Origin of the sequence: Streptococcus parasanguinis (assembly GCF_016648925.1) — a bacterium.
In the GTDB taxonomy this organism is placed as follows: domain Bacteria; phylum Bacillota; class Bacilli; order Lactobacillales; family Streptococcaceae; genus Streptococcus.
The window spans coordinates 136,972-162,986 of sequence record NZ_JACLQX010000001.1 but is presented as its reverse complement, the minus strand read 5'-3'; the positions used below and the strand labels follow the sequence as shown (position 1 = coordinate 162,986).

Annotated in this window: 32 protein-coding genes; 30 read left to right on the top strand and 2 right to left on the bottom strand. The window is 44.2% G+C overall.

Annotated elements, in window-relative coordinates; genetic code table 11:
* Positions 1 to 164: 164 nt before the first annotated feature.
* The 15 genes from H7T97_RS00785 (at position 165) to folK (ending at position 11,219) form a co-directional block, all read left to right on the top strand.
* The gene (locus H7T97_RS00785) at positions 165 to 554 is read left to right on the top strand and encodes a DUF1033 family protein (RefSeq protein WP_031572596.1); all 390 of its coding nucleotides are present in this window, start codon (positions 165 to 167) and stop codon (positions 552 to 554) included.
* An 87-nt stretch (positions 555 to 641) separates the two neighbouring features.
* The gene (gene comGA, locus H7T97_RS00780) at positions 642 to 1,583 is read left to right on the top strand and encodes a competence type IV pilus ATPase ComGA (RefSeq protein ID WP_201088984.1); all 942 of its coding nucleotides are present in this window, start codon (positions 642 to 644) and stop codon (positions 1,581 to 1,583) included.
* The gene (comGB, locus tag H7T97_RS00775) at positions 1,516 to 2,547 is read left to right on the top strand and encodes a competence type IV pilus assembly protein ComGB (protein ID WP_176745544.1); all 1,032 of its coding nucleotides are present in this window, start codon (positions 1,516 to 1,518) and stop codon (positions 2,545 to 2,547) included. Before comGA ends, comGB begins: the two co-directional genes overlap by 68 nt.
* Positions 2,544 to 2,861 carry a competence type IV pilus major pilin ComGC gene (gene comGC / locus H7T97_RS00770; RefSeq protein WP_003004178.1) on the top strand — a complete coding sequence of 106 codons (318 nt, stop codon included), beginning with the start codon at positions 2,544 to 2,546 and terminating at the stop codon, positions 2,859 to 2,861. Before comGB ends, comGC begins: the two co-directional genes overlap by 4 nt.
* Positions 2,851 to 3,255 (top strand): competence type IV pilus minor pilin ComGD, encoded by a 405-nt coding sequence (gene comGD / locus H7T97_RS00765; protein ID WP_003004513.1) that lies wholly within the window; start codon positions 2,851 to 2,853, stop codon positions 3,253 to 3,255. Before comGC ends, comGD begins: the two co-directional genes overlap by 11 nt.
* Positions 3,221 to 3,508: a competence type IV pilus minor pilin ComGE gene (gene comGE / locus H7T97_RS00760; RefSeq protein WP_201088976.1), complete on the top strand. Its 288-nt coding sequence runs from the start codon at positions 3,221 to 3,223 to the stop codon at positions 3,506 to 3,508. The genes comGD and comGE overlap by 35 nt, the downstream gene beginning before the upstream one ends.
* The gene (comGF, locus tag H7T97_RS00755; protein WP_003004681.1) at positions 3,498 to 3,950 is read left to right on the top strand and encodes a competence type IV pilus minor pilin ComGF; all 453 of its coding nucleotides are present in this window, start codon (positions 3,498 to 3,500) and stop codon (positions 3,948 to 3,950) included. The genes comGE and comGF overlap by 11 nt, the downstream gene beginning before the upstream one ends.
* Entirely contained in the window at positions 3,916 to 4,374 is a 459-nt protein-coding gene (gene comGG, locus H7T97_RS00750; protein ID WP_003004595.1) for a competence type IV pilus minor pilin ComGG, read from the top strand. Before comGF ends, comGG begins: the two co-directional genes overlap by 35 nt.
* Before the next feature lie 30 nt (positions 4,375 to 4,404).
* Positions 4,405 to 5,358, top strand: a complete 954-nt coding sequence (locus tag H7T97_RS00745) for a class I SAM-dependent methyltransferase (protein ID WP_129299635.1) — start codon at positions 4,405 to 4,407, stop codon at positions 5,356 to 5,358.
* Between the two features lie 51 nt (positions 5,359 to 5,409).
* Positions 5,410 to 6,603 carry an acetate kinase gene (locus H7T97_RS00740; protein ID WP_201088974.1) on the top strand — a complete coding sequence of 398 codons (1,194 nt, stop codon included), beginning with the start codon at positions 5,410 to 5,412 and terminating at the stop codon, positions 6,601 to 6,603.
* Between the two features lie 72 nt (positions 6,604 to 6,675).
* Positions 6,676 to 7,407, top strand: coding sequence for a CPBP family intramembrane glutamic endopeptidase (locus H7T97_RS00735; protein ID WP_201088972.1), 732 nt, complete (start codon positions 6,676 to 6,678; stop codon positions 7,405 to 7,407).
* A 152-nt stretch (positions 7,408 to 7,559) separates the two neighbouring features.
* On the top strand, positions 7,560 to 8,510 hold the full coding sequence (folP, locus tag H7T97_RS00730; RefSeq protein WP_201088970.1) for a dihydropteroate synthase: 951 nt from the start codon (positions 7,560 to 7,562) through the stop codon (positions 8,508 to 8,510).
* On the top strand, positions 8,511 to 9,821 hold the full coding sequence (locus tag H7T97_RS00725; RefSeq protein ID WP_201088969.1) for a bifunctional folylpolyglutamate synthase/dihydrofolate synthase: 1,311 nt from the start codon (positions 8,511 to 8,513) through the stop codon (positions 9,819 to 9,821).
* Positions 9,822 to 9,829: 8 nt separating this feature from the next.
* Positions 9,830 to 10,384 carry a GTP cyclohydrolase I FolE gene (gene folE / locus H7T97_RS00720; protein ID WP_003019101.1) on the top strand — a complete coding sequence of 185 codons (555 nt, stop codon included), beginning with the start codon at positions 9,830 to 9,832 and terminating at the stop codon, positions 10,382 to 10,384.
* Between the two features lie 25 nt (positions 10,385 to 10,409).
* Positions 10,410 to 11,219: a 2-amino-4-hydroxy-6-hydroxymethyldihydropteridine diphosphokinase gene (gene folK / locus H7T97_RS00715; RefSeq protein ID WP_023919641.1), complete on the top strand. Its 810-nt coding sequence runs from the start codon at positions 10,410 to 10,412 to the stop codon at positions 11,217 to 11,219.
* A gap of 64 nt (positions 11,220 to 11,283) precedes the next feature.
* Here the strand turns inward: folK and H7T97_RS00710 are convergent, their stop codons facing one another.
* Together H7T97_RS00710 and pepA are read right to left on the bottom strand one after the other, a co-directional pair.
* Positions 11,284 to 12,768, bottom strand: a complete 1,485-nt coding sequence (locus H7T97_RS00710) for a DUF1846 domain-containing protein (RefSeq protein WP_003009791.1) — start codon at positions 12,766 to 12,768, stop codon at positions 11,284 to 11,286.
* A gap of 244 nt (positions 12,769 to 13,012) precedes the next feature.
* Complete coding sequence (gene pepA, locus H7T97_RS00705) at positions 13,013 to 14,077, bottom strand: glutamyl aminopeptidase (protein ID WP_014712788.1); 1,065 nt, start codon at positions 14,075 to 14,077, stop codon at positions 13,013 to 13,015.
* Positions 14,078 to 14,219: 142 nt separating this feature from the next.
* Here pepA and H7T97_RS00700 point away from each other — a divergent pair, with 142 nt between their 5' ends.
* The 15 genes from H7T97_RS00700 to groL all read left to right on the top strand — a co-directional run bounded on the left by H7T97_RS00700 (position 14,220) and on the right by groL (position 25,708).
* A complete protein-coding gene (locus tag H7T97_RS00700) occupies positions 14,220 to 14,510 on the top strand; it encodes a DUF4651 domain-containing protein (protein WP_003004245.1) in 291 nt (96 codons plus the stop codon).
* Positions 14,507 to 14,824 (top strand): thioredoxin family protein, encoded by a 318-nt coding sequence (locus H7T97_RS00695; RefSeq protein ID WP_021154296.1) that lies wholly within the window; start codon positions 14,507 to 14,509, stop codon positions 14,822 to 14,824. The genes H7T97_RS00700 and H7T97_RS00695 overlap by 4 nt, the downstream gene beginning before the upstream one ends.
* Positions 14,825 to 14,833: 9 nt before the next feature.
* Positions 14,834 to 15,460 (top strand): YtpR family tRNA-binding protein, encoded by a 627-nt coding sequence (ytpR, locus tag H7T97_RS00690; protein ID WP_023919637.1) that lies wholly within the window; start codon positions 14,834 to 14,836, stop codon positions 15,458 to 15,460.
* Positions 15,461 to 15,561: 101 nt separating this feature from the next.
* Positions 15,562 to 15,957 carry a single-stranded DNA-binding protein gene (locus tag H7T97_RS00685; protein WP_021154298.1) on the top strand — a complete coding sequence of 132 codons (396 nt, stop codon included), beginning with the start codon at positions 15,562 to 15,564 and terminating at the stop codon, positions 15,955 to 15,957.
* 190 nt (positions 15,958 to 16,147) lie between these two features.
* Complete coding sequence (locus H7T97_RS00680) at positions 16,148 to 17,131, top strand: substrate-binding domain-containing protein (protein WP_023919635.1); 984 nt, start codon at positions 16,148 to 16,150, stop codon at positions 17,129 to 17,131.
* Positions 17,131 to 18,447 carry a sensor histidine kinase gene (locus H7T97_RS00675; protein WP_201088967.1) on the top strand — a complete coding sequence of 439 codons (1,317 nt, stop codon included), beginning with the start codon at positions 17,131 to 17,133 and terminating at the stop codon, positions 18,445 to 18,447. The genes H7T97_RS00680 and H7T97_RS00675 overlap by 1 nt, the downstream gene beginning before the upstream one ends.
* A 5-nt stretch (positions 18,448 to 18,452) precedes the next feature.
* A complete protein-coding gene (locus tag H7T97_RS00670) occupies positions 18,453 to 19,136 on the top strand; it encodes a response regulator transcription factor (protein WP_037614177.1) in 684 nt (227 codons plus the stop codon).
* The gene (locus tag H7T97_RS00665; RefSeq protein ID WP_049472856.1) at positions 19,133 to 20,431 is read left to right on the top strand and encodes an ABC transporter substrate-binding protein; all 1,299 of its coding nucleotides are present in this window, start codon (positions 19,133 to 19,135) and stop codon (positions 20,429 to 20,431) included. The genes H7T97_RS00670 and H7T97_RS00665 overlap by 4 nt, the downstream gene beginning before the upstream one ends.
* Before the next feature lie 140 nt (positions 20,432 to 20,571).
* Positions 20,572 to 21,009, top strand: coding sequence for a PTS sugar transporter subunit IIA (locus H7T97_RS00660; RefSeq protein ID WP_031572670.1), 438 nt, complete (start codon positions 20,572 to 20,574; stop codon positions 21,007 to 21,009).
* A gap of 14 nt (positions 21,010 to 21,023) precedes the next feature.
* A complete protein-coding gene (locus H7T97_RS00655) occupies positions 21,024 to 21,518 on the top strand; it encodes a PTS sugar transporter subunit IIB (RefSeq protein ID WP_000261775.1) in 495 nt (164 codons plus the stop codon).
* Between the two features lie 56 nt (positions 21,519 to 21,574).
* A complete protein-coding gene (locus tag H7T97_RS00650) occupies positions 21,575 to 22,417 on the top strand; it encodes a PTS mannose/fructose/sorbose/N-acetylgalactosamine transporter subunit IIC (protein ID WP_014712796.1) in 843 nt (280 codons plus the stop codon).
* Complete coding sequence (locus tag H7T97_RS00645) at positions 22,401 to 23,255, top strand: PTS system mannose/fructose/sorbose family transporter subunit IID (protein ID WP_037585172.1); 855 nt, start codon at positions 22,401 to 22,403, stop codon at positions 23,253 to 23,255. Before H7T97_RS00650 ends, H7T97_RS00645 begins: the two co-directional genes overlap by 17 nt.
* Positions 23,256 to 23,356: 101 nt before the next feature.
* Positions 23,357 to 23,650 carry a hypothetical protein gene (locus H7T97_RS00640; protein WP_003004348.1) on the top strand — a complete coding sequence of 98 codons (294 nt, stop codon included), beginning with the start codon at positions 23,357 to 23,359 and terminating at the stop codon, positions 23,648 to 23,650.
* Positions 23,651 to 23,779: 129 nt separating this feature from the next.
* Positions 23,780 to 24,061 carry a co-chaperone GroES gene (gene groES / locus H7T97_RS00635; RefSeq protein ID WP_201088965.1) on the top strand — a complete coding sequence of 94 codons (282 nt, stop codon included), beginning with the start codon at positions 23,780 to 23,782 and terminating at the stop codon, positions 24,059 to 24,061.
* Between the two features lie 21 nt (positions 24,062 to 24,082).
* Positions 24,083 to 25,708, top strand: a complete 1,626-nt coding sequence (groL, locus tag H7T97_RS00630) for a chaperonin GroEL (protein WP_003004647.1) — start codon at positions 24,083 to 24,085, stop codon at positions 25,706 to 25,708.
* Positions 25,709 to 26,015: the final 307 nt, after the last annotated feature.

Here is a 26,015-nt window from a genome sequence, read left to right as displayed (position 1 = left end):
TTTGATTCTCGAAAAAAGGAACCAATAGCAATTAGGCAGTCTATTTTTGAAAAATAATTGTGAAAATCACCTGAAAACTACCTGAAAAATCATGTTCTGAGCAGAAAACTTTTATTCTCAAAGGATTTTCTATATAATAGAGGATACAAAGGATGGAAGAGTTTATGTATCGAGTGATTGAAATGTACGGGGACTGTGAACCCTGGTGGTTTTTAGAAGGTTGGGAAGAAGATATCGTGAGTAGTCGGAAGTTTGAAGACTATTACCAGGCTTTGAAATACTACAAGCAGAAGTGGTTGGAGTTAAATGAGCACTTTCCAAGTTATAAGAGTCGGAGTGACCTCATGACGATCTTTTGGGATACCAAGGAGCAAGAGTGGTGTGAGGACTGCAGTGAAGATGTGCAGTTTTTCCATTCGATTGTCCTCCTAGAAGACGAGCATAAGATCCCTAAAAGCAAGCTCCGCCCAGGCTACGAAAAGGAAAGAGGCAGTCGCAAACACCGTTCTTGTCAATATACACTCGATTCAAAAAAGGGGACGACCCTGTCATAAGAGAAATGCGGAAGATTTTTTAGAGCGATCTAGAAAGTCTTCTTTTTTTGTCTTCTTTTTCGAATAGTATAAGTGAGAGGAGGAACTATGGTTCAAGAAATTGCAAAAAAACTGATCCGTATGGGAAAGAAGGAAGAGGCTCAGGATCTTTACTTCATTCCTCGGAAGGAGGAGTACCAGGTTTTTATGAGGGTGGGAGACGAGAGGCGCTTTGTGCAGTCCTTCCCTTTTGAGGACATGACGGCTATGATTAGCCACTTTAAGTTCGTGGCAGGGATGAATGTGGGAGAAAAAAGGCGCAGCCAGCTAGGGTCGTGTGATTACCCATTAGAGGATGGAATGGTTTCGATTCGCTTGTCGACGGTGGGGGATTATCGTGGTTATGAAAGCTTGGTCATTCGGCTCTTGCATGATGAGGAACGTGAATTGCGGTTTTGGTTTGATCAGTTGCCAGACTTGCAGAAGAAATTGGCCGGTCGTGGTCTCTATCTCTTTGCAGGTCCTGTTGGTTCGGGAAAGACCACTCTCATGCATGCTTTGGCGCAAGAGCGCTTTGCGGACCAGCAAGTCATGTCTATTGAAGATCCTGTCGAGATCAAGCAGGACAATATGCTTCAGCTTCAGCTGAATGACCAGATCGGCATGACATATGACAACCTGATCAAACTCTCCTTACGCCATCGGCCGGACCTTCTCATCATTGGAGAGATCCGAGATAAGGAAACAGCTCGTGCAGTCGTACGAGCTAGTTTGACAGGAGTCACCGTCTTCTCTACTATTCATGCCAAGAGCGTTCGAGGTGTTTATGAGAGGCTCTTAGAACTTGGAGTGAGTGAGGAAGAGCTCAAGATTGTTTTACAAGGTATTTGCTACCAACGATTAATTGCAGGAGGAGGTGTGGTCGATTTTGCGACGGAAAACTACCAAGAGCACTCAGCCAGCCGCTGGAACCAACAAATGGATCTCTTGGCTCAATCGGGATATATCCAGCTGGCTCAGGCGCAAGCCGAAAAAATTATCTACCGCTAAACAAAAGCAAATCATCGAATTGTTTTTGAATCTTTATTCGAGTGGTTTTCATCTGTCTGAGATTGTCGATTTTCTGGATCGCTCTCACCTAGTGGAGAGTCGTTTGGTTTCCCAGATGCGAGAGGACCTCTCGAGGGGGCGGAGTTTTTCAGAGATGATGGCGGGGATCGGTTTTTCAGATGCGGTCACGACACAGCTGTCTCTCGCTGAACTCCATGGCAATCTTGCATTGAGCTTGGAGAAAATCAGTGCTTACCTAGAAAACATGCGCAAGGTCAAGAAAAAGCTGATTGAGGTGAGCACCTATCCTCTCATCTTGCTTGGATTTTTAGTTCTGATTATGCTAGGCTTGCGCAATTACTTGCTTCCTCAAATGGATGCTCAAAATATTGGGACGCAATTGATCAGTTCCTTCCCCCAACTCTTTTTGGCCTTAGGAGCGGGACTGGTGATCTTCTTCTTACTCAGCTTTCTCTATTATCGAAAGTCAGGCAAGATCAAGGTTTTTAGAACCTTGTCTCATCTGCCTTTCGGGAAAGGCATGATTCAAGCTTATTTGACAGCCTATTATGCCAGAGAATGGGGTAATCTGATTGGACAAGGATTGGAATTGTCTCAGATTTTTTCCATGATGCAGGGGCAAAAATCCCAGCTTTTTCAGGAAATTGGAAGGGACTTAGCTCTTTCTTTAGATCGTGGCCAGTCCTTTTCAGAGACGGTCAGGGGGTATTCTTTTTTCAAAAAAGAATTGTCCCTTATGATTGAATACGGTGAAGTCAAATCAAAGCTCGGAAGTGAGCTAGAGATCTACGCTGAAAAAACATGGGAAGATTTCTTTCGTCGGGTTCACAAGGCCATGAATGTGATACAACCCTTGGTGTTTGTCTTTGTGGCTCTTGTGATTGTCTTACTCTATGCAGCCATGTTGCTGCCGATTTATCAAAATATGGAGGTCCATTTATGAAAACATTAAAAACCTATAAGGTTAAAGCCTTTACACTTATTGAAATGTTGGTGGTCTTATTGATCATCAGTGTGCTCTTATTGCTCTTTGTGCCGAATTTGACCAAGCAAAAAGACTCCGTGAAAGAGACAGGAAATGCAGCGGTTGTGAAGGTGGTCGAAAGCCAGGCTGAATTGTACGAGCTCAATCATACCAATGACCAAGCTACTCTAGCAAAGCTGATTGCTGATGGAAATATTACCAACAAACAAGCAGAGTCCTACCGTGCCTATTATGCGAAAAATAGTGGAGAAACTCGTGCGGTTGCAGATTAAGGCCTTCACCTTGGTGGAGACTCTTCTGACCTTGATGATCGTCAGTTTTATCTATCTGGGCTTATCGGGATCGATCAAGACGAGCTTTCAGCAGGTGGAAGAAAAAGTATTTTTTGCAGAGTTTGAACACCTCTATCAAGAAAGCCAGAAAATAGCGCTGGCAAGGCAAACGGAATTGGATGTTGAAGTGACTGCAAGGAAGATTCAAACGCCTTACCAGACGGTGGAGATTCCTGATTCTGTCATTTTGCAAGATCCTAAAACTATTCGTTTAGACCGTGCAGGTGGCAATTCATCCCTGGCCAATGTTCACTTTCAGACACAGAGAGGAGTGGTGACCTATCAGCTTTCGCTTGGAAATGGGAAAATTAAAAAAAGCATCCGTTCCCGCTAGTATTCTCATAGAATCTTTGGTAGCCTTGGGTTTATTTGTCATGATTACGACCTTATTGTTAGGGGAGATCCGGCGTTCGCGCAAGGAGCGACTAGCGGATTTCAAAGAGGTAGAGGTCTTATCTGTCGCTCAAATGGCGCTTCAGACAGGGCAAAATCATCTAGAGGCCAATGGCATTCAGGTTCAAGTCGAAAAAGATGCCGATCAACTCACGGTCTATCATCAAGGGAAGGTGGTACTGCATGTGGAATAACGGAAAGGTCAAGGCCTTTACCCTGCTCGAAGCCTTGGTCGCTCTCTTGGTGCTCAGTGGGGGAGTGTTGGTCTTTCAAGGCTTGACCAAGCTCCTGCATGCTGAATTGGACTACCAGGCACATCAAAAGCAGGAAGAATGGATACTTTTTCAGCAACAATTGCAGGTGGAATTGGATCGGAGTCATTTTGAAAAAGTAGCGGACAATCATATCTACTTGGTTCAGGATCAAAAACCAATTGCCATTGGTCAATCGAAAGGGGATGATATCCGAAAAACAGATGATAAGGGCAGGGGCTATCAGCCTATGATTTCAGGGGTTCACTCTAGTCAGATTTGGCAGGAGGGAGAGTCGCTTCATCTGCGGTTGAATTTTGAAGATGGTCTAGAAAGGGAGTATGTCTACCATGTGGTACCAGCGATACAAAATGAAAAAAGTTAAGGCTGGTGTCTTGCTTTACGCCCTCTTGATGGCAGCGATTTTTAGTCTCTTGCTTCAGTTTTACCTGCACCGTCAGGTTGCGGAAAGACGAATCTTAAAGACGAGTCAAGATCGCCTTCGGGCCTATGCTTTGGTGCAAATGGCTCTTGAAAAGAGAAAGAGTGATGAGAAGACATCAGAGATTCATTTAAAATCTGGAACCGTTCAGCTAAAGAAGGATACTGGTTTTCTTCATGCCCAGGCTGAGATGGATGGCGAAAGCTATGAGTTTGTCCTTCCAGTAAGGGAAGAAAAAGAAAGTAAGAAGAGCCAAAAAGAAAAGAAGAAGACACAGAAAGATAAGGAGAAGGCAGGGAGCGAAACGCCTTCTGAAGAGACGCCAAACGAGATCAAGGAACCATCAGAAAATAGCGAAAAAGACTAATTTTTGGTATGATAGGGTGCGGAGGAAATCATGAATTTCGAAAAAATTGAACAAGCTTATACCTATCTATTAGAAAACACTCAAAGTATTCAAAATGAATTGTCGACCAACTTTTATGACGCCTTGATTGAACAGAATGCCATGTATTTGGATGGCAAGACGGATCTAGACATTGTTAAAAACAATAGCAAAAAATTAAAAGAACTAGGTTTAAGTAAGGAAGAATGGCGCAGAGCCTACCAATTCCTTTTTATGAAAGCTACTCAGACAGAACCTTTACAAGCGAATCACCAGTTCACACCAGATGCGATTGGTTTTATCATTACATTTTTGATCGATCAGTTGGCTAAAAGCGACCAACTGGATGTCTTAGAAGTGGGAAGTGGAACCGGAAATCTCGCTGAGACTATTGTCAACAATAGCCGTCTCACGATTGATTACTTAGGATTGGAAGTAGATGATCTCTTGATTGACCTATCTGCTAGTATCGCAGACGTAATGGAGTCTAGTGTTGTCTTTGCACAAGGCGACGCGGTGCGTCCGCAAGTGTTGAAAGAAAGTGACTTGATCGTTAGCGACTTACCGATTGGCTATTATCCAGATGATGCGATTGCACAGCGCTATCAGGTAGCGAGCTCCGAAGGCCATACCTATGCCCATCACCTCATGATGGAACAGGCGCTGAAATACCTGAAACCTCAAGGAGTAGCCATCTTTTTAGCTCCCAACAACCTCTTGACGAGCCCTCAGAGTGATCTTTTAAAGGCTTGGTTGAAAGACAAGGCCCAACTCCTTGCCATGCTGACCTTGCCAGAATCTCTTTTTTCAAATCCAGCCTATGCTAAGACGATTTTCGTCCTACGAAAACAAGAAGAAGAGTCTGTTCAGCCCTTTGTCTATCCTTTTACCGATCTCCAGGATCAAGACCAGGTGGTTCACTTTATGGAAAGTTTCCAAAACTGGTTAAAGGATAGTGAAATTTGATCAAAGATCTGATATAATAGAGGAAGTGAAAACGCTTAATGAGGTGAATATATGTCGAAAACAATTTCTATTAATGCAGGAAGCTCTAGTTTGAAATGGCAATTGTACCAAATGCCAGAGGAAACTGTTCTTGCAAAAGGGTTGATTGAACGGATCGGTTTGAAGGATTCTATTTCAACTGTTAAATTTGATGGACGCTCTGAAAAACAAGTATTAGATATCCAGGACCATACACAAGCTGTAAAAATTTTGTTGGATGATTTGATTCGCTTTGATATTATCAAATCCTACGATGAGATTACAGGTGTGGGCCACCGCGTCGTTGCTGGTGGAGAATACTTCAAGGATTCTGCCTTGGTAGATGACGAAGTCCTTCGAAAAGTAGAAGAATTGTCTTTGTTAGCACCTCTTCATAATCCTGCAAATGCAGCTGGAATTCGTGCCTTTAGAGAGATTTGTCCAAATATTACCAGTGTTGTGGTATTTGATACTTCTTTCCATACAACCATGCCAGAAAAAGCTTATCGTTACCCTCTTCCAACCAAATATTACACAGAAAATAAGGTCCGGAAGTATGGCGCTCATGGAACCAGTCACCAGTATGTAGCTGGTGAAGCTGCTAAACTTCTTGGAAAACCGTTAGAAGAATTGAAATTGATCACTTGCCATGTCGGAAATGGGGTATCTGTTACAGCGGTTGATAAGGGAATTTCTGTCGATACATCGATGGGCTTCACGCCTCTAGGTGGCGTCATGATGGGAACGCGGACAGGGGATCTCGATCCAGCGATTATTCCTTACTTGATGGAACATACAGAGGATTTCAATAAGCCTGAAGACATCAGCCGCATCTTCAATCGTGAATCAGGTCTTCTGGGTGTTTCTGGATCTTCTAGTGACATGCGGGATATCCATACAGCGATGCACAATGGAGATGAAAAAGCTAAATTGGCTTACGATATCTTTATCGATCGTTTGCAAAAATACATCGGTCAATACTTAGCAGTCTTGAATGGTGCAGATGCCATCATCTTTACAGCAGGAATCGGTGAAAATGCAGTAAATGTTCGTTCTTCTATTATCAATGGAATCAGCTGGTTTGGCTGCAAGGTCGACCCTGAAAAGAACGTCTTTGGAGTTGTCGGAGATATTTCTACAGATGATTCCCGTGTGAAGGTATTGGTGATTCCAACGGATGAAGAGTTGGTGATTGCGCGTGACGTTGAACGTTTCAAAAATCAGTAAACTGAAATAAAGTGAGAAGGCTGGAGGCGAAAGCCCCAGTCTTCTTATTTTATACAAGAAAGAGGTTGTCCATTGAAAAATATACAGTCTTTTATTCGAGAGCACCCATTATGTAAGAATGCCCTCTGGCTCCTTCTCTTTGTGCCCTTATTCTTTCTCTCCCAATTTCCCCTCATCGCCATGGTTTATTCCCTTCAAGAAGGAGTGGATGCAAGGTGGGTCACTATCCTCACTCTCTTGGTGACAGTGGTGGTGCTCTTTGTTTTTTATAAGGTCATCAAGATGAGCCCTCTGGAGAACTTAGATGTTCGGGTCATTACCTGGCCGGCTTTGGGGAGAAATTTTCTTTTTCTTCTCTTATTGATGGCTAATAACCTGCTCGCCTATCCCTTGTTGAAACAAGAGGCAGGTGGTACGACGGCAAACCAAGCGGCTCTGAATGAACTGCAATCTCATGCTCCTTTTCTTGCTATGGGTATGGTCGTGATCCTTGTCGCTCCGATTCTAGAAGAGCTGCTCTGTCGGGCCATTATCCCTCGTTTGATCTTTCGAGGGGCAGAACCAATCGGTTATCTAGCCGGTGCTCTCTTTTTTACTTACTTGCATGGACCTAGTACCCTAGGGGAATGGGTAGCTTACGGAGGCATGTCCTTGATCTTAACTTGGGTGGCTTATCGCTACAAGCGGATCGAGTACAGTATTTGCCTTCATATGACCTTGAACGCGCTGGCTTATTATTATCCGGTGGTCATACTCCTTTGTTTATTGCCAGTATGGAGAGTTTTCTTCCATGATAAATTATGATAAAATGGTAGGTACCAATGAGTTTTGATGCAGAACCATCCTACAGAAGGTCAGAAATCCGTATGGAGAGTAGACTCAGAGGTTTAGAACACTTGTTCTAGCCTCTTTTGTTCGCAATCATGCTGTAGGAAGGGAATCAAAGGAGAACGAAAATGATTGATAAAAAATGGCTGAGTGGCCAAGGGACCCTTCTTTGTGGGATCTTAAATGTCACTCCGGATTCATTTTCTGATGGCGGTAAGTATACGAGTGTGGATGCAGCCTTGCAGCAGGCGAGAAAACTGATCCAAGAAGGAGCTCAGATCCTCGATATTGGGGGAGAATCAACCAGACCAGGTAGTCATTATGTAGAGATCCAAGAAGAGATTGACCGTGTGGTTCCAGTGATCGAAGCCATTCGGAAAGAAAGTGATGTCTTGATCTCAGTGGATACCTGGAAGTCCCAGGTGGCGGCGGCGGCGCTCGAAGCTGGGGCTGATATTGTCAACGATATTACTGGTTTTCTTGGAGATTCTCAGATGGCTGCTGTGGTTGTGGAGCATGAAGCGAGCGCTATTCTCATGTTTAATCCAGTGATGGCAAGACCGCATCATCCAAGTTCCACTATCTTTCCACGTTTTGGTTTTGAACCAGTCTTTTCAGAGCAAGAACTTCAACAGATGGCTCAAGAACCGATTCAAGACTTGATGTGGACCTTCTTTGACCGCTCGCTTGCGGTAGCGAAAGCAGCCGGTGTCCAGATGGATCGTATTATGTTGGATCCTGGGATCGGATTTGGGTTGACCAAGCGCGAGAACTTACTCTTATTGCAAGAGCTAGAGACGATTCACCAAAAGGGCTATCCAATCTTTCTTGGAGTCTCTCGGAAACGCTTTGTGGTCAATATTATTGAGGAAGCTGGATTTGAGACAGATCCTGCAACGGAGACTGGTTTTTGGAATCGGGACCTGGCTTCGAGCCATTTGACGAGTATTGCAGCCAGTCAAGGAGTCGAAGTAGTGCGGGTGCATGATATTCCTCTTCACAAGATGGCAGCCAGTCTGGGCCAAGCCATTTTCCAAGCCCAAGAGGCAGCAGATACCAATTTAAAACAATACAAGTAAATGAAGACAAAAGAACATCAGTTGGATCTTCGTTGGCTAGAAGCCTATCGTTCCCAAGATCCACATTTCGGCTTGGAGCGCATGGAAGCTCTCTTGGCTTTGAGAGGAAATCCTCACCTAGACTGTCGGGTCATTCATGTTGCGGGGACCAATGGCAAAGGATCTACCATTGCTACCTTGTCCCAACTCTTGAGGCAGGCAGGTTTACGCGTTGGAGTCTTTACCTCTCCTTATCTGATCTATTACAATGACCAAATCACCATTAATGGCGAAGCCATTTCAGATCAAGACCTGCAAACCTACCTGGATAGTTACCAGCAGCTCCTGCAAGCTGAACAATCAAAGGCCGTCTTTCAAGGGTTGACGGAATTTGAAGTGATGACGGCGATTGCCTATGATTATTTTGCTCATGAGGAGCTGGATTATGTGATCATGGAAGTCGGTATGGGGGGACGACTAGATAGTACCAATGTCTGCCAGCCCGTTCTGACCGCAATCACTTCGATTGGCTTGGATCATGTCGCCCTTCTTGGGCCAGATCTGGCTTCCATCGCCCGTGAAAAGGCTGGTATCATTAAGCCAGGAATTCCTCTGGTTCTAGGGAAATTAGAAGCAGAAGCCAGCCAAGTCATTGAAGGTATTGCGATTCAGAAGCAGGCACCGATAACAGCCTATGATAAGGATTACCAAGTTGAGCTAGAAGCCTCTTGTCTATCGGGTCAATCCTTTTCTTATCACAGTTCCAAAAGAGAAAAAGCCTCTTATCAAGTAGCGCTCTTAGGTCATCACCAGGCCAGAAATGCAGCTCTTGCTATCAGTATCTGTGATGTACTTTTTGAAAGAGAAGGGCGTGAACTCTTGTCAAGAGAGTTAGTGGATGAAGCCTTGCATCAAGTCGTCTGGCCTGGCCGGATGGAAGTGGTCTCGCAAAATCCCATGGTCTTGCTAGATGGGGCCCATAATCCCCATGCCGTTGCGCCTTTGATCGCAAGTCTTCGGGAACTGTTCCCAAGGCAAAAAAAGACCATTCTTTTTACCTGCATCCGGACCAAAGCTTTAGAAGAGATGCTCATTCAGTGGCAGGAACTGGAAAATAGTCGCTTGATCCTCACGACCTTTGAAGATCCAAGAGCCTATTCTCAAGAAGAGATAAGAGCTGCTGCGAAAAACCATCAGCTTGAGGAAGTCAACTGGCAAGAGTTTCTACAAAACTGGCAAGCTGAAGGCGATGAGCTCCTCATTGTAACGGGATCGCTCTACTTTCTTAGCCAGGTACGACCTTATTTATTAAAAACAGAAAAATCCAACTAGGAGATGATATGGATACAAAGAAAATTGAAGAAGCAGTGAAAATGATCATCGAGGCAGTCGGTGAAGATGAGAACCGTGAGGGACTTCAGGAAACGCCGACCCGCATTGCCAAGATGTACCAAGAAATCTTTGCAGGATTAGGGCAGACAGCAGAAGAGCACCTGTCTAAATCATTTGAAATCATTGATAACAATATGGTGGTCGAGAAGGATATCTTCTTCCATTCCATGTGTGAGCATCACTTTTTACCATTTTATGGAAAAGTGCACATTGCCTACATTCCAAATGGCCGTGTGGCTGGGCTTTCCAAACTGGCTCGTACGGTCGAAGTTTACGCTAAAAAACCACAGATTCAGGAACGTTTGACGGTAGAAATCGCAGATGCCTTGATGGAATATCTTGGAGCACAAGGAGCACTTGTCTGGGTAGAAGCAGAGCATATGTGTATGAACATGCGTGGTGTCCGTAAACCTGGGACCGCTACAGTGACAACTGCTGCGCGTGGACTGCTTGCGACAGATAAAGACTTAAAAAATGAAGCCTATAAACTCATGGGCCACTAATGGCTGGCTATAAGAGGTGAACAGAGTGGATCAATTACGGATCAAGGACTTAGAGGTATACGCCTATCACGGTGTTTTCCCAGCAGAAAAAGAATTAGGACAACGCTTTGTCCTAGACCTATGGGTAGATTATGAGATGACTCGTGCTGCCCGCACAGGTGATTTGGAAGCTTCGATCCATTACGGGATCTTGGCGGAACAGTTGACCGAGTGGATGCAGGCAGAAAAGATTGATCTGATTGAAACGGTGGCCTTTCAATTGGTTCAAAAGATTTTCGAAAGCTATGCCTTCGTAGAAAAAGTTCGTCTGGAGTTGAAAAAACCTTGGGCTCCTGTTCCCTTGCCACTCGAGACTTGTTCGGTGACAATCGAACGGGAGAAAAAACGGGCCTTTATTGGGCTTGGCACCAATATGGGAGATAAACAACTGCAACTAGAGACGGCGCTAGAAAAACTCAAGGATCGAGGCATTCGCCTTCTTCAGACATCCACAAGGATTGAAACAGAACCCTGGGGAGGAGTGGAGCAGGACACCTTTTTGAATCAGGTGGCAGAGGTTGAAACCTGGATGACCCCAGAGGATTTATTAGAGACCTTACTTGCCATTGAGCAGGAAATGGGGCGTGTCCGTGAGGTCAAGTGGGGGCCACGTGTGATCGATCTAGATCTGCTCTATATGGAGGACACCATTTGTTACAGTCCGAGCTTGATCTTGCCACATCCTTATGTGGCAGAACGTGCCTTTGTCCTAGAGTCTTTGAATGAAATTGCTCCTCATTTTGTGGACCCTGTTCAAAGAAAGCCAATTCGCCAATTATGGGATGCCGTCAAATAGTCTCTCTTCTTTGCATCATAAAAAAACAATCCCTCGAGCAGGGATTGTTTTTGTTTGTCTTGATTTATTTACGATACAAGCGATCGTATTGGTAGACAGGGTCCATGGTGACGTTGATACCGAGCTTGCGAAGGACATTCTTGTCTTCGTCTGTCAGCATCACGGTTGAATGGGCTTCACTGCCTTTCAACTTGCCTAATTCTTGCATCGCAAGCTTAGCATCTTCGTTACTCATGGCCGTAATGGCTAGGGCAATGAGGATTTCGTTCGAGTGAAGACGAGGATTGCGGCTACCCAAATGATTGATCTTCAAGCCTTGGATAGGTTGGACGTATTCTGGCTCGATTAATTTGGTTTCTTTATCAATATGCGCCAATTTCTTGATCGCATTGATCAAGAGGGCTGCTGTTGGACCAAAGAGATCAGAGGTTTTTCCGGTTACCATCTCGCCGTTTGGCAATTCAAGGGCCAAGGCTGGCTCCCCTGTTTCTTCTTCTTTTTGGCGGGCAAGCACGGTCACTTTCCGGTCATTTGGAGTAATGCCTAAATCATTCATCAAGAGCTCAATCTTCTTGACAGCTCCTTCACCGACGCGTTCAGCTTTGACATCCAAAATGGTTTGGTAATAGCGACGGATGATTTCTTGTTGGGAAGCTTCAATCGCAGCGTCATTGTCCACAATGGCAAAGCCAACCATGTTAACGCCCATGTCTGTTGGAGAAGCGTAAGGGGAGGTTCCTAAGATGCGTTCCAACATGCGCTTCAAGACAGGGAAGATTTCGATATCGCGGTTGTAATTGACTGTTGTTTCCCCGTAGGTTTGGAGGTGGAAGGGATCGATCATATTGACATCGTCTAGATCTGCAGTCGCTGCTTCATAAGCCAAGTTGACTGGGTGGTGCAAAGGAAGATTCCATACCGGGAAGGTTTCAAACTTAGCATAACCTGATTTGATCCCATTTAATTGGTCATGGTACATATTGGACATACAAGTTGCCAGCTTACCAGAACCAGGTCCAGGAGCCGTCACAACGACCAAATTTCGACTAGTTTTGATGTAATCATTTTTCCCCATCCCTTCAGGAGAGATGATGTGGTCCATATCAGTCGGATAGCCCTTGATCGGATAGTGTAGATAAGAGGCGATCCCGCTCTTATCCAGTTGTTTGCGAAAGGCATCTGCTGCAGCTTGTCCAGCATATTGGGTGATGACGACAGAGCCTACAAAAATCCCCAATTCATTGAATTTGTCGATCAAACGCAGTACTTCTTGGTCATAAGAAATTCCTAGATCCCCACGGGCTTTTGAGTGCTCAATGTTATTGGCGTTGATGGCAATGACAATTTCCACCTGGTCGCGCAATTCTTGGAGCAGCTTGATCTTATTGTCTGGTTCGTATCCAGGGAGGACACGAGCAGCGTGGAAGTCTTCTAACATCTTACCACCAAATTCAAGGTAGAGCTTGCCATCGAATTGGTTGATCCGCTCAATAATGTGGTCACGTTGCAAGTTCAAATACTTTTCAGAACTAAAAGCTTGTTTTTTCATGTAAAACTCCTGTATATAAGGGAAGGGTCTACCACACAAATCCAAGGATGAGTGTTCAGTTTCCTACCATTTCATTCTTTCATATTATATCAGAAAACAGATGGAAGATAAAATATTCTAAGATACTTTCCTAAGGGGAGTGTGGATGCCGAGGGGCTCAATGGTGACTCACGCTGGAAAGTTTCAAAGAGAACCTTGTTTTCCCCCTAAAAAAGCCCCTTACGGGGCTTCAGATCGATGTTGTTTAATAGTGTTTGATCAAATCAACTGTAGAGCGATCCAATTTCTTAACCAATGCTTGTAAGAAGGCTTGCGCTTGTAAGAAATCATCCATGGCATAGAGGGTTTGGTGAGAGTGGATGTAACGTGCACAGACACCAATAGTGGTTGATGGGACTCCGCCGTTCTTCAAGTGTGCTGCACCTGCATCGGTACCACCTTTGGCACAATAGTATTGGAATTTGATGCCCGCTTCTTCAGCCGTAGTGAGCAAGAAATCTTTCATATTTGGTAGCATGATGTGACCTGGATCATAGAAGCGAAGCAGTGTTCCTTCCCCAATCGCTCCTTGGTCTCCAAAGACATCGGCTGCTGGCGAACAGTCTACAGCAAGGAAGATTTCAGGATCAAATTTAGTGGTTGAAGTGTGGGCTCCACGAAGTCCCACTTCTTCTTGAACGTTGGCCCCTACATACAGTTCATTGTTTAAGGCTTGTCCGGAAAGGCTCTTGGCCAATTCGCTGACCATCAAGACGCCGTAGCGGTTATCCCATGCTTTAGAGATGACGTTTTTACCATTAGCAGTAAGAATCGCAGAGCTATCTGGGACCAAGGTATCTCCAGGACGGACTCCATAGCTTTCAGCTTCGGCTTTAGAGCTAAAGCCTGCATCAAAGACGATGTCGCTAATGGCAGGTACGGTTGGTCCACCTGTTCCACGTGTCAAATGAGGAGGAACAGATCCTGAAATAGCAGGGTATTCACGTCCGTCACGTGTAAAGAGTTTGAAGCGTTGGCTGCTGACGACCATCGGGTTCCAACCTCCGATTGGGACAACACGGAAAGTTCCGTCAGCTTTGATCTCGCTGATCATAAAACCAACTTCGTCCATGTGGGCAGCCACTAAGATACGAGGAGCATCGGCTGCCGTTGAGTGTTTGACCCCAAAGATCCCACCGAGACCATCTGTCACGATTTCGTCCACATGAGGGGTCAATTGTTGGCGCAAATAATCCCGTACAGGAGCTTCATGACCTGAGATAGCAGGGATTTCAGTTACTTCTTTGATTTTAGAAAATAAATCAGTCATAGGTTACCTTCTTTCTGATGCTATTTTATCACTTTTTCTACAAGGATGGTAGCGTTATTATGGAAATCAGTCCCAAAAAGCGGAGGGAGAGATCTAGCCTAGACCGTTGTCCCTCTGCTTATTTTGTGTTACAATAGGCACTATGAAAGCTAAAAAAATTATTTTGTCTAGTCTGGCTGTAGCAAGTGCAGGAGCTCTTGCGGCCGGTGTTTATAAAATTGCCAAAGATCAAAAGCGTCTCCGTACCCAAGAAGAGTTGGTAGCAGAAGTACGGGAGCAAATGGAAGCCATGGGGACGATTGCGACTCTGTATGTGGAACTCTACGAGTCTAGTGAAGAGCGCTTAGTAGGAGGCGTCATTTTTGAAGATGAGCGCCATTACCGCTTTGTCTATGAGGACGGTCTCTTGCATTACGAAGAGGAAAAATTATGATTACACCAAATTCTCTAGAAGAAATTGCTTCATACGTAGAGCAAGATGGCAAGAAAGTCTTTGTCTTTTCAGCCGACTGGTGTGGGGATTGTCGTTACCTCAAGCCTTTTTTGCCGGAGATTGAAGCTGAAAATCCCGAATTTACCTTTATCTTGATTGACAGAGATGCCTATATGGATCTGGCGAAAGTCTGGGATGTTTATGGGATCCCAAGTTTGGTGGTTCTGGAAAAGGATAAGGAAATCGGTCGGTTTGTCAATCGGGATCGGAAAACCAAAGCGCAGATTACAGCATTCTTAGCAGGATTAAAATAGGAGAAAAACATGATTGTAACATACAATAAAGAACAAGTCGGCGATGTATTGATGCTGACCTTGAAAAATAGTGGGGAAGCAAAGCTCGCGGTGGAGAGAAAAGGGAAAGTGGCTCGCGTTTACCGTGAGGACAACCAAGAAACCGTTGCCTGGAATATCTTTGATGCCTCATCTTTCTTCGCCATCGAAGGCAAGGGCCAAGTCTTTTTGACAGATGAGCAAGTAGCTCGTTTGAACCAAGAATTGGAAAGAGAAGGCTTCGCAGAACGTTTGGTCAACGATCGGGAACCAAAATTTGTGGTGGGAGAAATCCTTGAAATGGTGGCCCATCCAGATAGTGACCACTTGAATATCTGCCAGGTAGCAGTTGGACCAGATAAGACGGTTCAGATCGTAGCTGGAGCTCCAAATGCGCGGGTGGGTCTAAAGACCATTGTCGCTCTTCCAGGTGCCATGATGCCGGATGGTAGCTTGATTTTCCCAGGTGCCCTTCGTGGAGAAAAAAGCTATGGCATGATGTGCAGTCCGCGTGAATTGCACTTGCCAAATGCTCCTCAAAAACGAGGCATTATTGAATTGGATGACGCAGAAGTAGCAGGGACACCTTTTGATCCTGCTCGTCACTGGCATGAATAAAGAGAAGAATCTAGGATGTTTTGAATCCTAGATTTTTTTGATTTTGGTTTGTCACCCCCATTTTTTGAAATTTTTTCGAATAAATAGATAGGAGGTAAATGATGTATAATAAAGTTATTTTAATCGGTCGCCTGGTGGCGGCCCCAGAATTGCATAAAACCAGCACAGACAAATCCGTTGCCCGAGTGACCGTTGCGGTCAATCGTCGCTACAAGGATCAAAACGGGGAGCGAGAGACTGATTTTGTCAATGTCGTTGTCTGGGGGAAATTGGCTGAAACCATGGCTAGTTATGCCAGCAAAGGGAGTTTGATCTCTTTGGATGGAGAGATTCGGACGCGCCGCTACGAGAAAAATGGCATCATGCAGTATGTGACAGAGGTCCTCTGCCAAAGTTTTCAGTTATTAGAGAGCCGCGCTCAGCGAGCGATGCGTGAAAATGGTGGAACGGGAGATTTAGCCGACATCATTTTAGAGGAGGAAGATCTTCCTTTTTAGAAACAAAAAAAGAAAGCTGGTTCGTTTATAGACCAGCTTTTTTTGATACTTGGTAGGGATTTCATTCGGGAACAAGTCTTTTAAAAATAAATCAAAAATATGCATCTGTACAATAAAAGCCAGCACTTTTCTTGAAAAAGTAGTAAAATAAAGTAATATATATTCAAAATTTTCAGAAAAGGAACGGAGTTTGAAGGGGAAAGAAGAAAGAAAAGAACGGTTGAAATGGCTGATAAAACGGGTTTTACTGGTGATTCCAGTGGCTTGCATCCTCTTGTGGATCTATGCCGTTTGTCAAACCAGTAGCATCAAGGATCAGACCAAGATCGGTGTCACCTATATGACCATGAACAATGAGTTCTATAAAAGTATTCATTCGGAAATTAGTCGAATTGCCGATGAGAGAGGTGCTCTTGTATCTGTTCGAGATCCGGAATTGGATGAAAAAAGGCAGAGCCAGCAGATCGATGATTTTTGCGCCCAAAAAGTAAATGTGATTGTGATTAATCCGGTCAAAGGGGATAGTCAGCCCATTTTAAGGGCTCTTAAAAAAGCTAGAAAACAAGGAATTAAGATCATTGCAGTTGATACCCAGCTCAAGCATTTTAAGCCGGATGCCAGCATTGTCTCCGACAACTACCAAGCAGGAGTCTTGATTGCGAAAGAGCTGATGAAACGCTCTTCAAATGCTCAGATCCTTCTCTTGGAGCACAAAGGGACTGTTTCAGCAGATACGCGGATTCAGGGATTTAAGGATACCATCAAAGGACATGGGTCATATGAGATTATCTCGGAACTAGAAACCAAGGGTCAGACGGAGATCGCCATGCCAGCTGTCCGTAAGTTCTTGCAGTCAGGGGGGAATGTCGATACACTAGTTGCCCTAAATGACCGCTCGGCTATAGGAGCTTTAGCAGCGATCAAGGAGCAAGGAATCACCCATCCCATTGCGATTTATGGGATCGATGGCTCACCAGATATGAAAGCCTTGCTGCACTCGACAGATGATGTTGTAGGAACCGTTGCCCAGTCTCCGTTGAAGATGGGAGACCGCGTGATGGAGGTCATCCAAGATATGACGGCTGGGAAAAGCTACCAAAAAGAGATAACCATTCCGGTGCAAATGATGACAAAGGAAAACATCGATCACTTTGATGTGAATGGGTGGCAGTAATGAGAAAATTTAGAGGTGTGAGATACAGTTTGGCCATCCTGATGGTCGTAAATTTTATCGCTGTTATGCTCAACAGTATCATCTATCTTCAAGCAACCAACTATATTATTGCCCAACGGCAAGCTTCTCTATTAGTAGAACGCTTAGAGCGCATTCCTTTTGCGCCCTCTACAACTTTTTGGTTGTCTGCACTCTTATTTGCTGGGATTGCCTTGATTTCCATGAGTCGTTATCGGTCTCAAACGAGTCGATGGTCCATTTTTGATAAGTGGAATATTCTGGAGATCCTCCTGATGTTGCTCTTGATGTGGGTCCAAAATGTAGCTTATAACGGGCTCATTCTCTTGGTTTTTGCGGATATCTTCTATGGTTCCAAAGAGTTGAATACCAAGCGAGACCGCAAGTATTGGTTTGCGTTTATCCTAGTAAGTTTCTTGATGCTTCTTGTGACCAATTCAGACGTCTTTTCGCTTTTCTTTCCGATACCTTCTCTGGATGTCTATATTCATTTTTATCCTGCCTCCATTCGGATTCTGGCCTTTTTCTTGAAGAATTCCCTCTATGCTTTGAATATGGTGCTCTTCATTATTTCGCTTTTGTTCTATATTATGAATGTTCTTGCGGAAAACCACGAAGTAGAAGAAGAGTTGGCCATGGTTTCGAAGGTCAATACGGAGTTGAACAACTATATGGCCTTGTCTGAGAAGATTGCAGAAGATCGGGAACGTAAGCGGATTGCTCGGGAAATTCACGATACCTTGGGGCATGCGCTAACAGGGATCTCAGCAGGTTTAGATGCTGTCGGAGTCTTGATTGATATCGATCCCAATCGGGCAAAAGAGCAGGTGAAAAGTGTATCAGAAGTGGTTCGTGAAGGAATCCAGGATGTGAGAGGCTCTCTCAACCGCCTCCGTCCAGGTGCCCTTGAGGGACGAACCCTCAAAGATGCTTTAGAAAAGATGATCCGCGAGTACCAGACGCTTTCCAAGTTGCAGGTTGATTTACACTATGAATGGGTCGATGTCGATATGGATGTCATGATTGAAGATACGATCTTTCGTGTGATCCAAGAGTCTATGACCAATGCGGTTCGCCACGGTCATGCCAGCCGGATGATCCTTCATTTTTTTGAGGATGAAGAAGATTATCTGATCGAGTTGCAGGACAATGGGGTTGGGTTTGAAACCTTGACCTATGGCTATGGGCTCAAGCAGATGATGGAGCGCATTTCCATCCTAGGAGGACAGCTTCAATTTGAAAGTCGCGATGGATTTTTCACGCGCATCAGTTTACCGAAATATAAAGAAGGGAGATAGAGATGGTGATAAAAGTAATGGTGGCAGATGACCAGGCCTTGATTCGAGAATCTCTGAAAATTATTTTGTCAGCCCACCCCGATATCGAAGTGGTGGCCACAGTGGAAGATGGGAATCACGTCTTGTCGAGCATTCCACAGACACATCCTGACCTGATCTTAATGGATATCCGGATGCCAGGCATGGATGGGGTCTTGGCGACAAAAGAAGTAAAAGAACACTATCCGGATATCAAAATTATTATTTTAACGACCTTTGACGATGATGAATTTATCTATAGTGCACTCAAGTATGGTGCTTCAGGTTATCTTTTAAAGGGTGCCTCGACAGAGGAACTCTATGAAGCGATTAAGGTGGTGTATCAAGGAGGAGCCATGATCAACCCGAATATCGCTAGTAAAGTCTTTCAAATTTTCTCTCAAATGGCTAAATCCAACTTCTCTATTGCTGTGGATGAGGACAATGTCAAGGATTTGAGCACGACGGAATGGCGCATTATTCAAGAGGTCGGCTATGGGGAGTCCAATAAAGAAATTGCGGCCAAACTTTTCTTATCAGAAGGAACCGTGCGCAATTACTTATCAACGATTTTGGCGAAATTAAACCTACGAGATCGAACGCAATTAGCGATCTGGTCAGTCCAAACAGGAGTGACGAGACGTGATTTTTCTAAAGGAAATACAGAATGAAATTGAAGCGAAAGCATCTTTGTTGGGGGATCGGTCTCCTTGTTGTGCTCTGTGCGAGCGCGGGTTTCTATTGGTGGAAACAGCAACCGACCGTCCTCCATATCGGCGTTTATGCAGGTTCTAGCTGGGATGTGCCGACCAGTCAACGTTCCCATGCCTTGGATCGTGCGATTCAAAAATTTGAAAAATCCCATCCTCATGTCCGTGTAGAGTATGAAAACGGGATTCCGCAGTCGGATTATTCAGACTGGCTCTCTGAAAAGATTGTCTCAGGAAAGACGCCGGATGTGTTTATGGTCTCTGAGCAAGATCTTTCTTTATTAGCAGCGCGAGGCGTATTAGAAAAGTTAAACGGCTATATGGATCGAAAAGATCAAGCAACATTTTATCCCGTTGCCTTTGAATCGGGTGTCTATCAGGGGCAAACCTATGCCTTGCCTTATGAAAGCAATCCGATTTTGATGTGTGTCAATAAAGATCTCTTGGATAAAGAAGGCATCGCGGTTCCTAAAGAAGGTTGGACCCTTGAAGAGTTCTATACGATTTGCAAGAAACTAACCAAAGATACCAATGGGGATGGGCAACTGGACCAATTTGGGAGTACAGAATACACCTGGAAAGAAGCCTTGGCGGCAAATGGAGGTCATCTTTTCCAAGGAGGCATGCTCAAGCTGACAGCTCCAGAAGTCAAAGAGTCTTTGACTTTTCTGCAAAAATTGGAAGATCTAAATAAAAATTACAAGGTGAGCTCTAAAGATTTTGACCAGGGAAAAGTCGCCTTCTATCCCATGACCTTGGCCCAATATCGGACCTATAAACCTTATCCCTACCACGTTTCTAAATATTCAAACTTCACCTGGACCTGTATCCCGATGCCTGCTAAGTCAAAAACGACCAAGGCAACCTTGGTCACGACGACTTCTTTTGCTATGTCGGCTCGAAGTTCTCATTCCAAGTTGGCCTGGGAATTGATGCAACTCTTAACAGAGGATCCAGACATTCAACAAACCCTTTTTGCCCAATCCCAAGGGATCTCTGTCATGCCACAAGTCGTCAAGAGTCGCTCTAGTAAAGACCTTCTGCAGGTGGATGACTTTGGAACGGATTCCTTGACCAATCAGACCTTGAACCGTATCATGGAACAAGCTGTTGAAAGTAGTCCGAAAAATGTCTCAAAAGAGGTGTTAGAAAAGCTAGACTACTTGATCGGCAATGCCTTGCGCGATCAGGATGTCGAGAACCGCTTGCCTCAAATTCAGAGGGAGATTGAAAGTAGTCTACAGGTAGGAGTTTAGAGTGAAATAAGATGGCATTTTGTCAAGTGACAGATGTCATTTTTTTATTGCTAAATGTCATATTAGGAATGTGACATTTGACAATGTAAAAGCGCTTTCAAATAATCTACAATAGAGTCAAATAAAGGAGGCGTAGAAAAATGAAATACCTCGTTTTGGTCAGTCATGGTGGACTGGCAGAAGGTCTAAAAACATCACTAGCCATGTTTGCTGGTGATAAGATGGATCAGGTCATCGCAGTTGGACTCAAAGAAGGAAAATCAGTTGATGACTTCGCAGTTGATTTCAGAGAGAGCATTTCAGGGTTGACAGCTGATGATTCTGTTTTGGTCTTGGCAGATATCGTAGGTGGTAGTCCATTAACCACTGCAGCCACGGTTCTAGAAGAAGCTGGAAAGCTCGATGGAGCCTTGATCCTTGGTGGGATGAACCTTACCATGGCCTTGACAGCAGTTGTGATGAAGGATGTGTTGGATGGAGACGATTTGTCAGCCACCATCTTATCAGAAGCACGATCTGCACTACAGCCTTTTGAAGTTTCAGCCACTGGTGCTGAAGAAGATGATGACGATATTTAATAGGGAGGTACCTTATGGTAGTAACATTTGTACGGATTGATGACCGCATGATTCACGGTCAGACAGTCACACGCTGGGCAAAGGAAAAACCATGTGATGGTTTGATTGCCGTAAACGATGCAGCAGCATCAAACAAGGTTTTGATCCAAGCTTACAAAGGCGCATCAGACAAGAAAACCTTTGTATGGACAAAGGAAGCCTTTAAGGAAAAATCAGCAAAAGTAACGGAATCAGATAGTCGTTATTTCTTGATCACCAAAAATCCAATCGATATGAAGGAAATTTTGGTCGACCAAGGGTTTGTCCCAGGTGATGTCAAAGAAATCATTGTTGGCCCTGCAAATGATCGTCCTGGAGCTGTGAAATTGGGAAATAACCAATCCATCACTCAGGAAGAAGCAGAAGCCTTCCAAGCCATTCAAGCAGCAGGCTACAAGGTGAAATTCCAATTGTTGCCAGATGTTTCCATCGGGTATTGGGATGATTTCAAATCAAAATTTGGTTTTTAAAACTAACAGTCCTATCTGTTAGGTAAATAAATTTACAAACAAAAGGAGCGTTTGTTATGACAATTTCATGGATTCAAGCAATCTTGCTTGGTATTTTCGCCAGCTTGTCTTCAATGCCTGGTATGGGAGGTTCCAGTATCGGGAACTATACACTCGGTCGTCCTTTGATCGGTGGGTTGATTTCAGGTTTAATTCTTGGAGATGTGACAACTGGTATTATGGTCGGGGTTGCCCTTCAAGTCGTTTATATCGCCTTGGTAACACCTGGTGGTACCGTATCTGCCGATGTGCGTGCCATCTCTTACATCGGTGTTCCTCTTGCTATCTTGTTTGTGCATGCCAACAACATCACAGATGAAGCTGGAATCGCCGCAGCTGCGGCTCCAATCGGTGCAGCCGTTGGGACAATCGGTACAGTTCTTTTCTACGGTACCGCTACTATGAACTTGGTTTGGCAACACATTGGTTGGAAAGCCGTTGAAGAAGGAAACTTCAAAAAACTCTACGCAGTTGACTGGGTTTACCCTTGGATCTCTCACTTCCTCTTCTCTTTCCTTCCAACAATGATTATCACCAAATACGGTGAAAACATGGTTGATTTGATGAAACAATACCTTCCTATGGATGGTTACTGGATGAAAGCCCTCTTTACAGTCGGTGCTCTTCTCCCATGTGTCGGTATTGCCATCTTGTTGAAACAAATTGTTACAGAAGCAACTGACTTCATTCCATTCTTTGTTGGATTTACCTTGGCGAAATCTCTCGGATTGAACTTGGTATCCAGTGCCGTTGTTTCATTAATCTTTGCAGTAATCTACTATGAACTTGAAGTGATCAAATCGATGAAAGCTGCTCCAGCTGGAGTGGTGGATCTAGACGATGATGAGGAGGATATTTAAAATGGCTGATAGAAAGAAAATTTCAAAGAAAACATTAGCAAAAGCATTCCATCATTGGTATTATGGTCATTTGACTTGTTTCTCTCAAGAACATATGCAAACCTTCGGGTACTTGACTTCTATGCTTCCAATCGTAGAAGAAATGTATGACACCAAAGAAGAACAAAAAGATGCGATGCAAACCTATACGGCCTTCTTCAACACTGAACCACAACTTGGATCTCTTGTTGTAGGGATCACAGCTGGTTTGGAAGAAGCGCGTGCAAACGGAGATGCAGTAGATGGCGAAACCATCAACGGTATGCGTGCCGGTTTGATGGGACCAATCGCTGGTATTGGTGACTCATTGGTCGTTGGTACCTTGATTCCAGTTCTCTTGGGGATTGCCCTTGGACTTTCTAAAGGTGGTAACGTCGCTGGTGCTCTCTTCTACATCGTCGTATGGAACCTCTTAGTCTACTTTGGTATGCGCTTTGCCTTCTTCAAAGGTTACCAATTAGGGGATAAAGCCGTTGAATTCCTTGTAGGGCCAAAAGGACAAGCTCTTCGTAAAGCGATCAGCGTTGTCGGTGGTATGGTTATCGGTGCCGTAGCAGCTACTTGGGTATCTGTTACAACAGCCCTTCAATTCAAGAATTCTGAAGGAAAAGTCTTCTTGAACATCCAAGAAAAGATCGATGGTGTTTATCCAGGTCTCTTGACAGCAGCCTTCATCACTCTTTGCTGGTGGTTGATGTCTAAGAAAAAAATTTCACCAAACAAAGTCATGTTGCTTCTCGTTGTAGTTGCTTTGATCGGTGTCGCTCTTGGTATCTTTGATCCACATCTTAAATACTAAGGTAAAGAAAAAACGAATTTGCTAGTAGGAGTTTTTGAGAATGAAGTGAATGGACCTCCTTTACTTACACTTCATTCTCAATTTTTATCAGGAGGAATCCCATGGTTACAAAACAAGAACTTGTCAATGGATATGAAACAGAAATCAAGTACCAACGTCACATGCTTGAAAACCTTGGTCGTTGGTTTAGCTTACTCTTTATCATTGCCAGTATTGGTGTGGTCTTGATCTATCTCTTTCACAAAAGTTTCCTCCCACTCTTGATCCTAGGGATTTTACTAGCCTTGGTTGGAATTTTAGGCATGATTGTTTTTGGATATGGTATCTACCGCGGGCGGATCAATCTTCAAAAAGTGATCGATGATTTCAATCAAAAATTGACAATTTTAAATTGAAATTTTAGAAACATCTCATCTATTTTTGAGGTGTTTTTTTCTTGACTATTTCTGACCAAGTGATACAATAGAAACATAAGTTAGCACTTGGACAAAGAGAGTGCTAAAAACGCGTATGGAGGAATGAATATGTTAAAACCATTAGGAGACCGTGTGGTCTTAAAAGTAGAAGAAAAAGAACAGACTGTTGGAGGTTTTGTCCTCGCAGGTGCGAGCAAGGCCGATACAAAAACAGCTGAAGTAGTGGCTGTTGGTGCAGGCGTGCGTACCCTAAGTGGTGAACTCATCGCCCCAGCTGTAAAAGCAGGAGACCAAGTTTTGGTTGAAAGCCATGCAGGAATTGAAGTTAAAGATGGGGAAGAAACCTACACCATCGTTGGAACATCAAACATTCTTGCAATTGTAGAGTAAGAGAAGAAAGAGGTAAGAGAAATGGCAAAAGATATTAAATTTTCATCAGATGCACGTTCTGCAATGGTCCGTGGTGTCGATGTCTTAGCAGATACAGTGAAAGTTACTTTGGGCCCTAAAGGACGCAATGTGGTTCTTGAAAAATCATTTGGTTCGCCTTTGATCACAAATGACGGTGTGACCATCGCCAAAGAAATCGAATTGGAAGACCATTTTGAAAATATGGGTGCCAAATTGGTTTCAGAAGTGGCTTCTAAGACCAATGATATCGCAGGTGACGGGACAACGACTGCGACTGTCTTGACCCAAGCTATCGTCCGTGAAGGGATCAAGAACGTTACAGCAGGAGCGAACCCAATCGGTATCCGCCGTGGGATCGAGACTGCTGTTGCAACAGCAGTAGAAGCTTTGAAAAACAATGCAATTCCAGTATCGAGCAAGGAAGCCATTGCTCAAGTAGCTGCTGTGTCTTCGCGTTCTGAAAAAGTCGGTGAGTACATCTCTGAAGCTATGGAAAAAGTTGGCAAAGATGGGGTCATCACCATTGAAGAATCTCGTGGTATGGAAACCGAGCTTGAAGTGGTTGAAGGCATGCAGTTTGACCGTGGTTACCTTTCACAATACATGGTGACGGACAATGAAAAAATGGTAGCCGATCTTGAAAATCCATACATTTTGATTACGGACAAGAAGATTTCAAATATCCAAGAAATCTTGCCATTGTTGGAAAGCATTCTTCAAAGCAACCGTCCACTCTTGATCATCGCAGATGATGTCGATGGCGAAGCTCTTCCAACACTTGTCTTGAACAAGATCCGTGGTACCTTTAATGTCGTAGCTGTCAAGGCACCAGGATTTGGAGATCGCCGCAAAGCCATGCTAGAAGACATTGCCATCTTGACAGGTGGTACAGTCATTACAGACGATCTTGGTTTGGAATTGAAAGATGCAACCATTGAAGCGCTTGGTCAAGCAGCTAAAGTGTCAGTTGATAAAGACAGTACCGTCATTGTCGAAGGTTCTGGTAACCCAGAAGCGATCGCTAACCGTGTGGCGGTCATCAAGTCACAAATCGAAACCACAACCTCTGAATTTGACCGTGAAAAATTACAAGAACGTTTGGCTAAATTGTCTGGTGGCGTTGCCGTAATCAAGGTTGGTGCTGCAACAGAAACAGAATTGAAAGAAATGAAACTTCGTATCGAAGATGCCCTTAATGCGACTCGCGCAGCCGTTGAAGAAGGGATCGTTGCCGGAGGTGGTACAGCCCTTGTCAATGTCATCTCTGCAGTCGCAGCCCTTGAATTAGAAGGAGATGAAGCGACCGGACGCAATATCGTTCTTCGTGCTTTGGAAGAACCGGTGCGCCAAATTGCCCACAATGCCGGTTACGAAGGATCTATTGTGATTGATCGCTTGAAAAATGCCGAAGTCGGAACAGGTTTCAATGCCGCAACAGGTGAATGGGTGAATATGATTGATGCAGGAATCATCGACCCAGTTAAAGTGAGCCGTTCAGCCCTTCAAAACGCCGCTTCCGTAGCGAGTCTGATCTTGACAACCGAAGCAGTCGTAGCCAACAAACCAGAACCAGCAGCCCCAGCAGGACCAGGAATGGATCCAAGCATGATGGGTGGGATGATGTAAGACACGTAGTCTAATGGGTGCTGAAGCACCTCATTAGACTACGGCAAGCACCATGGTGCCTTACCGAAGTGTCTTACTAGCTCAAAGGGAGGAAAATATCGTTCCTCCTTTTTTATCGTGCTTTGGGATTTTCATTTGTTATGGAATAATATTTTTATTTTAAATTTTGTAACAGAAATGATAAATACTAATTAAAGAGGACTTGCGTAGATGCTTGGGAATCAAGCATTTGCGGTGTTTTCAGGCAGAGGGATATTTGCCAACAAATTGCAATACAAATTAACTGATTTTGTAATAATTCTAGTGT